Genomic DNA, 10,789 nt, shown 5'->3' on the forward strand with positions numbered 1-10,789 from the left:
ATGAGCACGCCGACGCTGAAGGGGACCCCGCTCGGGGTCCCCGGGAACGACGACCCCTACGCGGGTGAGATCCTCGTCCGCCGGACCTTCACGGTCCGCGCCGTCCTGTCGACCGTCCTGCTGGCGGCCGTGGCCGTCGCAGCGGTCTACTACCTCAATCCGCTGTACGCGGGGGCGATCCTCTTCGGGATCTCGTTCCTGTACCTCACGCGCAAGCTGGTCTTCAACTGGACCGGCGCGTTCATCGTCCTGCTCGGCGTGATCATGTTCATCCCGGTGCGCTACTACGCGCTGCCGATCCCGCTGGGCTTCGCTCTGGAGCCGTACCGGCTCGTCATCGTGCTGATGGTCGTCGCGGCGATCGTCGCGCTGATGATCGACCCGACCTTCGTCTGGCGCCCGGCCGCGTTCGGCTGGCCGCTCGGCATCTGGGTGGCCTCGAGCCTGCTCTCGATCGCCGCGAATGTGCAGTTCATCTCCGAGGGCGCCCTCGGCTCCGGTGTCGCCGGCGCGATCGTCAACGACCTGCTGATGCTCTCGGTCTACTTCGTCGCCCGGCTCGTGATGCGCAACGAGAAGCTCGTCGAGGCCTTCCTGACCTTCCTGGTCTGGTCTGCCGTCGTCGTCGCCTTCTTCGCGGTGATCGAGCGCGCGACGCAGCAGAACGTCTTCACGATGCTCGACAAGTTCCTGCCGCTCGAGCGCCTCGGCGCCGAGCAGGAGGCCTACCGGGCCGGCGGTTACCGCTCGTTCGGCTCGTCGCAGCACCCGATCGCGCTGGCCGTCATGTTCACCATGATGATCCCGATCGCGATCTACCTCTCGAAGTACGCCCGCTGGCCCTTCAACGAGATCAACCGCCGGATCATCTACTACGGCACGATCCTCGCCCTGCTGCTCGGCGTGGTCACCGCGGTCTCGCGCACGGCGATCGTCACGCTCGGCGTGATGTTCCTGCTCACGGTGATCCTGCGCCCGAAGGTCGGCGGCTACCTGCTCCTGGGCATGGTGCCGGTGCTCGGCCTCGGCTTCGTGCTGATCCCGAAGATCCTCACGGACATGATCGGGTCGTTCCTCGACCCCGACGCGCTCATCGCCTCGCAGTACACCTCCGCGGGCATGGCGGGCGCGGGCCGCCTGGCCGACCTCGAGCCGGCCATGGCGATCGTGCGCGAGCACCCCTTCTTCGGAACGGGAGTCGGCAGCCGCATCGTGGTGGGCGAGGACAAGAACGCGTTCATCCTCGACAACCAGTGGCTGGGCACTCTGCTCGACGGCGGCGCCGTGGGCGTCATCGGCCTGGCCGTGCTGTTCCTCGTCCCGATCGTGATGCTGCTGCGCTACTCGTTCAAGAGCACCACGACGCCGCAGTACGCGAGCCTCGCGTTCGCGATCGCGGTCCTGCTGCTCGGCTACACGATCGCCGCGTACTTCTACGACGCCTTCGGTTTCTTCCAGTCCTTCATGCTCTTCTGGATCCTCCTGGCCGTCGGGGCCTGGGTGCTCACGGAGGCACCACGGAAGTCGACCCGCCGGCGCCTGTCGCCGGAGGAGGCGGGGCACGTCTCCGCCTTCACCCGCGGAGGCCCCCACATCCCGGTCGGGCAGCCCGCCCTCGGCTCGCACGTCGGCGCTCACGTCGTCCGCAAGCCGACGCAGATCGAGTCGTGAGCGCACGCGTCAGCGTCGTCATCCCCGCGCACGACGAGGGGGCGGTGATCGCCCGGCTCCTCCGCGCCCTCGTGGACGGGGACCCGGAGGGCCGGCTCGAGATCGTGGTCGGCGCGAACGGCTGCACCGACGACACCGCGGCCGTCGCCCGGGCCGTCGATCCTCGGATCCTGGTGGCGGAGACGCCCCGGGCCTCGAAGATCGCCGGCCTCAACGCGGCCGACGAGCTCGCCACGGTCCTCCCCAGGATCTACGTGGACGCGGACGTCTCGGTCTCGGCCGAGACGCTCCTGGCGCTCGGCGACGAGCTGGCCCGCCCCGGCGGCCCGCTCGCGGCCGCGCCGGAGTTCCGGGTCGACACCGGCGGGGCCTCCTGGCCCGTCCGGGCGCACTACTCGATCTGGGAGCTCTCCGACTACCGGGCCCCGGGCCTGGTCGGCTCCGGGATCTACGGCCTGTCGGCCGAGGGGCGGAGCCGCTTCGGCGCCTTCCCCGAGATCATCGCGGACGACCGCTTCGTCCAGCAGCTCTTCACCCCCGAGGAGCGGCTGACGCTCCCCGGCCGGTCCTTCTCCGTGAAGGCGCCGCGCCGGATGCGCAACCAGATCAAGCGCACCGTCCGCATCGCGATCGGCAACGCCCAGCTCGCGGCCTCCGGCCTCGTGCCCGAGCAGACCGGCGCCGGCGGCGGCGGCCCGGTCGCGCTGCTGAAGCGCGTCCTGCGCCGGCCCGCCCTGTGGCCGGCCTTCCCGATCTACTGCTACGGCTATCTGCGACCCCGCCTCGAGGCGCGGTCGATCATCGCTCGAGGAGGCGTACCCGAATGGAACCGCGACGAGACGACGCGCGCGTGACGGGGTCGACCCCCGCGGGCGGCTCCTCCGCCCGCCACGGCACCACTGCGAGCGACGCCCAGATCGAGGCGGCGATCGACGACACCGCGCACACCACCGAGACGCTCGCGACCGACGCGATCGCGCAGTCGCCGACCGTGGGGGACGGGCCGAACCTGCCGCCCGCCTCGCCCAAGTCCGACCTCGGGCACAAGGCGAGCCGCGGAGTCATCCAGACCCTGGGTGGCCTGTGGGGCAAGACCGCGATCCAGCTGATCTCCACGATCGTGCTGGCGCGCCTGCTCTCGCCGAGCGACTTCGGTCTGCTCGCCGCCGTCACGGCCATCGTCGGCGTGGCCGACCTGGTCCGCGACTTCGGCCTGACCGGCGCGATCATCCAGGCCAAGAAGATGAGCGAGACCGTCTGGCGGTCCGTGCTCTGGCTGTCGGTCGCGCTCGGCGTGGTCGGCACGATCGTGATCGGCGCCTCCGCCTGGCTCATCGCCGGCATCTACAACGAGCAGGCGCTGGTCGTCCTGACGCTCGCCGTCGCGCCGACCCTCTTCATCAACAGCCTCTGCATGCCGCTCCAGGCGCGCGTGCAGAAGGAGATGAAGTTCGGCCTGATGGCGCAGATCGACGTGGTCTCGATGCTCGTCGGCGTGATCGGCTCGATCATCGCCGCGTTCCTCGGCTGGGGCGTCTGGTCGCTCGTCGTGCTGCAGGGCGGCGCGCTGATCTACCGGTTCATCGCGCTCTGGGTCGCGGCCCGGCCCACCTTCGGCCGCCCGCAGATCTCGCGCGAGGTCATCCCGCTGGTCACCACCGGCGGCAGCATCTTCGGCGTCCAGCTGCTCAACTACTTCGCCCGCAACGTCGACAACGTGCTGATCGGCGCGCAGCTCGGCACCGGCGTGCTCGGCCAGTACACCCGCGCGTACTCGCTCTTCCTGCTGCCGCTGCAGCAGCTGAACGGACCGCTCGGCCGCGTCGCACTCCCGGTGCTCTCCTCGCTGCAGGACGACGGCGAGCGCTACCGCCGCTACGTCCGCGGTGCGCTGCTCGTGATCGGCTACCTCACGCTGCCGACGTTCGGCGTGCTCGCGGCGCTGGCCGGGCCGCTCGTCGAGCTGCTGCTCGGCCCGCAGTGGTCGTCCTCCGCGACGATCCTGTCGCTGCTGTCCATCGCGGGCATCGCGCAGGGCATCGGCAACGTGCAGGGCTGGATCTACATCTCGCTCGGCCGCGTGCACCGCCAGCTGGTGTACTACGTGGTCACCCGCCCGCTCGTCATCGGCTCGTTCTTCGTGGGCCTGTGGTGGAACGGCGTCGAGGGCCTCGCGCTGCTCTACGGCCTCACCACCCTGGCGCTGCTGGTGCCCGGCTTCTGGCTGGCGATCCGCGGCACCTTCGTGCGCGGCTCCGACGTGATCGTGCCCGTTCTGCGCCCCGCGCTCGTCGTGCCGTTCATGTTCGGCGCGGCCTGGGCCGTCGGCGCGTACACCGATCTGCCCGCGATCGTCCACCTGCTCGTCGGCGGACTCGCCTCGCTGGTGCCGCTGGCGCTCGCGATGGCGATCCCGGCCTACCGCCGCGACATGAACCAGATCCTCGCGTTCGTGAAGCAGGTCCGGAAGCCCAAGCCCAAGGGCCCGGCGACCCCTGCCGCGCCTGCCGCGCAGACCACCCCGGCCGATGGAGGCACTGCATGACCCGCACCACCCGCTCCCGTCGCGCCGGCGTCCTCGCCGCCGTGGCCGTCGCCGCCGCGCTGCTGGCCGGCTGCACCTCCGCCCCGGCTCCCGCCGAGACGACCGAGCCCGCCGCCTCGGGCGAGCTGCCCTTCGCGGCCGGCTCGATCGCCGCGATGGGCGACTCGATCTCGGTCGGCGTCGCCGCCTGCGGGCAGAACAAGCCCTGCCCCAGCGCGTCCTGGACCACCGGCGAGGACGAGACGGTCGACTCGGTCGCCCGTCGCGCCGGCGAGTCGGTCGGCGCCGTGCCCGAGATCGAGAACGTCGCCTCGAAGGGCGCGACCTCGGCCGAGCTGCCGCGCCAGGCCGAGAAGGCCGTCGCCGCCGCGCCCGACCTGGTCACGATCCTGATCGGCGCGAACGACGTCTGCCGCAAGAACAGCGCCGACATCACCACGCCGGACGCCTTCCGCAGCAACGTCACGACCGCGCTCTCGACGCTCTCCACCGGCGCTCCGGAGGCGACGATCTTCGTCTCCTCCGTGCCGAACCTGCTCGACTTCTTCGAGACCGAGCGCGGCGACGCCGAGGCCGTCTCCCGCTGGGCCGGCAGCTCCAACTGCAACTCGCTGCTCTACCAGCCCACGTCGGACGACGCGGACGCGCAGGCCCGCCGCGACAACGTCTCGACGACGATCGACGCCTACAACGACGTCCTCGCCGACGTCTGCGGCGCCACCGCGAACTGCGTCTACGACCAGGGCGCCCTGCACGACTTCGACGTCACCTCGGACGACATCTCCGACGTCGACCACTTCCACCCGTCGCTGGCGGGTCAGGCGAAGCTCGCGGACATCGCCTGGACGGCGCTGCTCGCGAACGCCTCCTGAGGCGCTGAGAGCGCCGCCTGCGCCCACTGAGGGGGCAGGACGAGGGCGGGGGAGCTGCGGCTCCTCCGCCCTTCTGCGTGCGCGGGCGGTTTCTCGCGCGCGCCGGCGGTAGTGGTGACGACGCTGTCCGGCACGTGGAGACGGCTCCGGCTCGCGGAATCGTGGGGATTCGGCGAGCCGGAGGTGGTGCGGCGTGCCGGAGGTGCTCCGGCGCGAGGCGGGCGCAGCGGCCCCCGCGTCAGGCGGTCTCGAAGCGGGTGTCGCCGCGCTCGGGGCGCCAGGAGGGGACGCTCGCGGAGGCGCGGCGGCGCGAGCGCGCGCGGGACGGGCTGAAGCGGAACGGCGGCACGGTGGGGGCCAGCGCGGCCGTGCGGCTCGCGGCGCGCAGCAGCAGCTCCTCCGTGAGCTCCTCCGGCGCGGCCGCGATGGCCAGGCCGCGCTGGTCGAGCTCGCGGGCGATCTGGATCTGGTGGTCGTCGATGTGCTCGCCGCGCGCGACGAGACGCGGGACCAGGATCGGGACCTTGCCGTTCTCGATGGCCGTGATGGCGGCGCCGGTGCCCGCGTGGGCGATGACGACGTCCGCCTCCTTCACGGCCTCCTGCAGCTCGTGGTGCGGCACGCTCGCGCGGCCCTCGATGCCGTAGGGGGAGACGTCGGCGAGGCCGGTCTGCCAGAGCACCTCGGCGTCCTTCAGCAGCGGCACCGACGCGGCGATCAGCCGGTCGAAGGGGTAGAGGTCCTGGGTGCCCACGGAGATCACCGCGCGGCGGATCGCGGAGACCGGCTCGTCGGGACCGGTCGTGTACGCGTCGAAGATCGAGCCGCCGAAGAGCCAGCGCTCGTCCGCCCACACCGGGTACTGCGTGTAGGTGTTCACGCCCGGCAGGCGGGCCATGATCTTGCCGGTGATCGAGGGGCCGTCGGCGCGCGCGGCGCTCTCGATGTAGTGGCACTCGATGCCGCGCAGCGAGGCCTCGGGCATGAACGACACGGCGGGGCTCGAGCCGGTGCTGAAGACGGCGGAGTAGTCGCCCTTGGCCAGGATCCGGTGCGCGATCAGCGCGTTCTCGGCGATCGGGCGGGCGTCGCGCGGAGCGGCGAAGCGGCTGTAGGTCACGCGGCGGCCCTCGAGGAGGGAGCGGCTGAGGCCGTTGTCGAAGGTCACCCAGTGCTGGTCGGCGGGGTCGATCCCGAAGCGGGAGGACAGGGTGAAGAGCTGTTTGAGATGCCCTCCACCGGAGCAGACGAACAGGAACTGTGACATGGCGACCCTTCTTGCGTCCGGGGGAGCTCTCGGGCTCTCCTCCGGCGGAAGCTGACTGAGGCGGTAGTGCAGGGCTGGGTGTTGTGGGGGGTGGGTGGTGCTGGTGGTGCTGGGGCGGCGCGGAGCCGGGCGGGAGCCCCGCTCTGCACTGGAGCGGCCCGGTGGGAGGGAGATCCGGCGGCGTCGTGACCGCGCTCTCCCCGGAGTGCGTCAGGACGTGGGGGCGTCCCGGGCATCGGCGGGTCGACGCCCAGGGGGACGCGCGCGGGGTGGGGCGGGGAGCCTGCGCTGCATCGTGGTCCTGGTCGGTCGGGTGGTTCTCGGGCGGGTGAGGATCGTGACGTCGGGTGCGACGCGGTGCCGGCGCGGCGTGATCCGCTCCTGCGCCTGGGCGAGTGCTCGCCGTCCGAGGACGAGGGCACAGCGGAACGGGCCGCGGTGCCACCCCCACGATAGTGAGGCGCCCGTTCCCTGGCTACTTCGGAGTCGGACCCCTGGGTGGATTGACCTAGCCCGCCTGCAGCGCCGACGGGGTGGCTCCGCCCGCGCGGGCGCGGCCGTCGTTCCGGTCGAGCAGGATGTCGAGCACCGTCTCGTGCCGGGCGGCCCAGGAGTTCGCGTGGATCCAGCCGAGGCGCTCGTCCTCGGTGGCCGGGCCGTCGGCGAGCGCGTCGTCGACGACCGCGGCGAACTCCGCCATGGTCGGCACGATGCGGATCCGGTCGCTGATGCCGTGGATCGGCGGCAGATCGACGGAGATCACCGGGCAGCCGCTCGCCACGTACTCGTAGAGCTTGAGCGGGCTCATCGCCTCGGTCAGCGGGGTGCGGCGGTGCGCGAGGAGGCAGAGCTCGACGTTGCGCATCGTCGCCACCAGCTCGCGGCGGCCGACGGAGTGGTGCAGGTGCACGTTCGCGAACGGGGCGAGCGGGGCGAGGTAGCCGGGGTCGGGCTGCGGGCCCATCAGCACGATCTGCAGCTCGGGGTGCGCGGTGGCGACCGCGACGATCCCCTCGACGTCCAGCCGGTCGTCCAGCGTGCCGACGTGCAGGGCGCGCGGGCCGGGGATGCGGCTGAGCCACTCGGGGGCCTCGGGCACGGGGCCGGTCCACTCCTCCGGGCTGACGCCGTTCGGGACGACGGCGTGCGGGCCGGTCGGCGCGATGCGGTCGATGATCTCCTGCGAGACGGCGGTGACGGAGCGGCCGCTGGTCGCGACGCGGCGGTAGGCCTCCTGGAAGGCGGGCCAGTGGCCCTTCCAGCGGGTCGAGGTCGTCCAGTCGTCGCGGGCGAAGAACATCACGTGCTCGGCCCACTCGAACGGCGAGAAACCGGCCACGACGGGGCTGGTCGTGACGACGACGGGGCGCACGAGCTCCATCTCGTCGGCGAGCTTCGCGATCCCCTTGTCGTAGGCGCGGTACTCCTTCTCCAGGGCGGCGATGTCGGTCGGGTCGGAGCGGCGCAGGCGCAGCGGGGTGTGCAGGACGCGCTGCGGCGTCGACGGGAACTCGACCTCGCGGCCCAGGGCCCCGCGCACGAGCGTCGTCGGCAGGAAGCGGAAGGGGTTCGCCACGATCAGGCGCCCGACCTGCGGGCTCTCCATCAGCGAGTGCAGGATCCGGTCCGGCGGGCGCATCATCCCGCGGCGGGCCGCGTCCGTGTAGGTCTCGTAGGAGAAGGTGAAGACGACGTCGCGGACGACGCCGTCCGCGGTCGGCTCGGGCGCCGTCCGGTCGGGCGCGGTCCGGTCGGGCGCTGTCTGGTCGGGAACGGTCTGGTCGGGAACGGTCTGGTCGGGCACGGCGCTCCTCACGCGAAGGTCCGGATGACGCGCGCGGGCACGCCGACGGCGACGGAGTAGTCCGGCACGTCCTCGCGGACGACGGCGTTCGCGCCGATCACCGCGCCGCGGCCGACCGTCACACCGGGCATGATGACGGCGTTCTCGCCGAGCCAGGCGCCGCGGCCGATGCGGACCGGGGCGATCCGGTCGACGCCCTGGTCGCGGATGAAGCGCGTCGGATCCTTGAAGCCGTGCGAATGGTCCGAGATGTAGACGCCGCGGGCGATGCCGACGCCCTCCTCGATGACCACGCTCTGCACGGCGCTGATCGCGGTCATGTTCATCCGCACGCGGTCGCCGATGATCAGGGCAGGGGTGGGCGCGTCGTCGGTCGGGACCATCAGCATGCAGTTCGCGCTGATCAGCACGTTCTCGCCGATGGAGATCCGCTTGCCCTGCCCGGGTCCGATCCGGAAGGGCAGGCAGATGCGGGAACCCTTGCCGAAGCGGTGGAAACCGCCGGCGACCAGCTTGCTGAAGGCCAGATCGCGTGCTCGCTGCGCGAGGATCGCGAGATCCAGTCCGTTCAAGGCATCAACTCCAGGGGATAGCGGCGGGCCGGACGGCGGGGGTGGTCGTCCTGGGCCTGGGGGGGTGTGGTGATCGCGCCCGGGGTGAGGCGCGCGGGTCTGACCCACGATAGCGAGCGCCTCCTGTGCGCCACGAGTCCGTGCGGATCGGACCCCGGGTGTTTACGACTCGGAAACACGCTGTGCTCTCCGCGGCGTGCGCGGTGCGTGCTCAGAACGGGGGTGCTCACCTGCACGGTGGCCGAGCATCCCGGCGCTCGGGAGGCTCCCGGCGCCGGGAGCGCCCCGGGGAGCGTAAAATCGCAGGGTCCGCGGAGGCGGCCGCCCGCTCCCGGGCCGGCGCGTCCTCCGGATCGTGCGGGACACCGCACCGACGGACCCGGCGACGCCGCTCGGTCCCCGCCCTCGCGCGACCCCGACCCGCCCGCACCACCAGAGAGGCTCGACCGTGGCCGAAGCCGACACCGCCAGCCGACTGTGGACCCTCCACCTCGCGCGAGCCGCCGTCGCGGCCGTCGCCGGTGTGGTGATCACCTTCTCGCCCGACCACGGCCCCGCCTTCGGCTTCGCCGTCTTCGCCGGCTTCGCGCTCCTCAGCGGCGCCGTCGCCCTCGTGATCGGACTGCGCACCCTCGCCGGTCGGGGCCGCACGCTCGCCCTCGCCTCCGCGGGGGTCACCCTCGCCGCCGGTGTGCTCGCGCTGGTCGCGCTGCCGGTCGCGGCCCTCCTGCCCTTCATCGCGCTGATCGCCGGCTGGGCGCTCGTCTCCGGCTCCCTCGAGTTCTCCAGCGGCCGCCGCGGCACCGGCCTCGCCGCCCGCGACGCGGTGATCGTCGGCCTCGGCACGGCCCTGCTCGGAGCGGTCTTCGCCCTCCTCCCGCCGCACCCCGTCGTCTCGGTCGGACTCCTCGGCGCGTACGCCGTGATGCTCGCCGTGTTCCTCGCGATCGCCGCGTTCTCGCTCAAGTGGGCCGCCGGCGCCGATGCCGCCGCACCCTCCACCCCCACCACCGGAGGAGACCGATGACCGCCCCCGACCCCGCCTCCTCCGAGCCGTCGCCCTCCGACGACGACTTCGCGCCGCGCACCTTCCGCCCCACCCGCAAGGACCGCCTGCGTCCGCTCGAGCTCGTCGGCCTCTCCGCCGTGATGGCGGCCTTCGTCGGCGTCGTCGTGCTGATGTCGACCCGCGAGTTCGTCGTCGCCCTGATCGGCTTCGGCGTCGCCTTCATCGTCGTCCTCGTCGCCATCGCCATGTTCTCGCTGACCTTCAAGCCCGACGAGGCCGAGATCGCCGACCTCGACGAGCAGGACGGTGCTCATTAGGTCGGTGCGACTGCGTCGCTCCTCCCCGCGGTCGGCTTCCTGAGGCGGTCGGGTTCCGGAGAGCGGGACGCGTCCGCTGCGCGGAATCGCTTGGCACGCGATTCCGCGGTGCGCTCGCACCTGCGGTGGAGCCCTGCTGACGGGTTCGCGCCCATGCTGGTCGAGTAGCCCCGGAGGGGCGTATCGAGACCCGCCGTCGTCAGCAGCGTGGTTGCATGCCTCGAAGGCAGCAGGAGGTGGGTCCATGCCTCGGCACCCCCGCTTCATGCTGGTCGAGTAGCCCCGGAGGGGCGTATCGAGACCCGCCGTCCTCCGCAGTGCGGCAGCACCCTCGCCCGGCGAGCCGGACGCTCTACGGCGAGACGTCGTCGCGGGCGGTCTCGCCGAGCGCGTACGCCAGGCTGCGCGCGTAGATCTCCTCGAGGCGGGACGCGACGATGCGGTACTGGACCGAGCGGCCGCGGCGCTGCTCGCGCGGGAGGTTGCCGAGGACCACCCCGGCGTCCTCCAGCTCGATGAGGTGCCGGTAGAGGCTCGTCGTCGTGGCGCGGCCGGTCGGCAGCTCCGGGCCGATCGCCTCCACGAGCTCGCCGAAGAGCAGGCCCAGCTCGGGACGCTCCGCCCGGGACAGCGATCGCAGGATCCCCCGGTTGATCTCGCTGCCGACCACCCGGACAGCCAGGTCGGCCTCCTCCGGGGTCGCTCGGCTCCTCATGGACGACGCGGATGAAG

General features: G+C 72.2%; 10 protein-coding genes. 6 read left to right on the forward strand and 4 right to left on the reverse strand.

All coding sequences use genetic code 11. The features are described 5' to 3' along the window. The 4 genes from MT355_RS15885 to MT355_RS15900 are packed head-to-tail and all read left to right on the forward strand — an operon-like array spanning nt 1 to nt 5,088. Nucleotides 1–1,671, forward strand: a complete 1,671-nt coding sequence (locus MT355_RS15885) for an O-antigen ligase (RefSeq protein ID WP_123444655.1) — start codon at nt 1–3, stop codon at nt 1,669–1,671. Beyond that, nucleotides 1,668–2,525, forward strand: coding sequence for a glycosyltransferase family 2 protein (locus tag MT355_RS15890; RefSeq protein WP_243600318.1), 858 nt, complete (start codon nt 1,668–1,670; stop codon nt 2,523–2,525). Before MT355_RS15885 ends, MT355_RS15890 begins: the two co-directional genes overlap by 4 nt. Then, nucleotides 2,495–4,216 (forward strand): lipopolysaccharide biosynthesis protein, encoded by a 1,722-nt coding sequence (locus MT355_RS15895; RefSeq protein WP_123444657.1) that lies wholly within the window; start codon nt 2,495–2,497, stop codon nt 4,214–4,216. The genes MT355_RS15890 and MT355_RS15895 overlap by 31 nt, the downstream gene beginning before the upstream one ends. Further along, a complete protein-coding gene (locus MT355_RS15900) occupies nt 4,213–5,088 on the forward strand; it encodes a GDSL-type esterase/lipase family protein (protein ID WP_243600319.1) in 876 nt (291 codons plus the stop codon). Before MT355_RS15895 ends, MT355_RS15900 begins: the two co-directional genes overlap by 4 nt. 238 nt (nt 5,089–5,326) lie before the next feature. On the opposite strand, the gene MT355_RS15905 is transcribed toward MT355_RS15900, so the two are convergent. The 3 genes from MT355_RS15905 to MT355_RS21370 form a co-directional block, all read right to left on the reverse strand. Continuing rightward, complete coding sequence (locus MT355_RS15905; RefSeq protein WP_123731824.1) at nt 5,327–6,355, reverse strand: glycosyltransferase; 1,029 nt, start codon at nt 6,353–6,355, stop codon at nt 5,327–5,329. Between the two features lie 508 nt (nt 6,356–6,863). Beyond that, entirely contained in the window at nt 6,864–8,159 is a 1,296-nt protein-coding gene (locus tag MT355_RS15910; RefSeq protein WP_243600320.1) for a hypothetical protein, read from the reverse strand. An 8-nt stretch (nt 8,160–8,167) separates the two neighbouring features. After that, entirely contained in the window at nt 8,168–8,731 is a 564-nt protein-coding gene (locus MT355_RS21370; protein WP_123734729.1) for a DapH/DapD/GlmU-related protein, read from the reverse strand. A gap of 448 nt (nt 8,732–9,179) precedes the next feature. Between MT355_RS21370 and MT355_RS15920 the strand changes: the two genes are divergently transcribed. Next, nucleotides 9,180–9,758, forward strand: coding sequence for a hypothetical protein (locus MT355_RS15920; RefSeq protein ID WP_243600321.1), 579 nt, complete (start codon nt 9,180–9,182; stop codon nt 9,756–9,758). After that, nucleotides 9,755–10,057, forward strand: coding sequence for a hypothetical protein (locus MT355_RS15925; RefSeq protein ID WP_243581097.1), 303 nt, complete (start codon nt 9,755–9,757; stop codon nt 10,055–10,057). The genes MT355_RS15920 and MT355_RS15925 overlap by 4 nt, the downstream gene beginning before the upstream one ends. Before the next feature lie 352 nt (nt 10,058–10,409). On the opposite strand, the gene MT355_RS15930 is transcribed toward MT355_RS15925, so the two are convergent. Continuing rightward, nucleotides 10,410–10,772 (reverse strand): hypothetical protein, encoded by a 363-nt coding sequence (locus MT355_RS15930; RefSeq protein ID WP_243600322.1) that lies wholly within the window; start codon nt 10,770–10,772, stop codon nt 10,410–10,412. Between the last annotated feature and the right edge of the window lie 17 nt (nt 10,773–10,789).

Origin of the sequence: Rathayibacter sp. VKM Ac-2929 (assembly GCF_022815495.1) — a bacterium.
In the GTDB taxonomy this organism is placed as follows: Bacteria; Actinomycetota; Actinomycetes; order Actinomycetales; family Microbacteriaceae; genus Rathayibacter; species Rathayibacter festucae.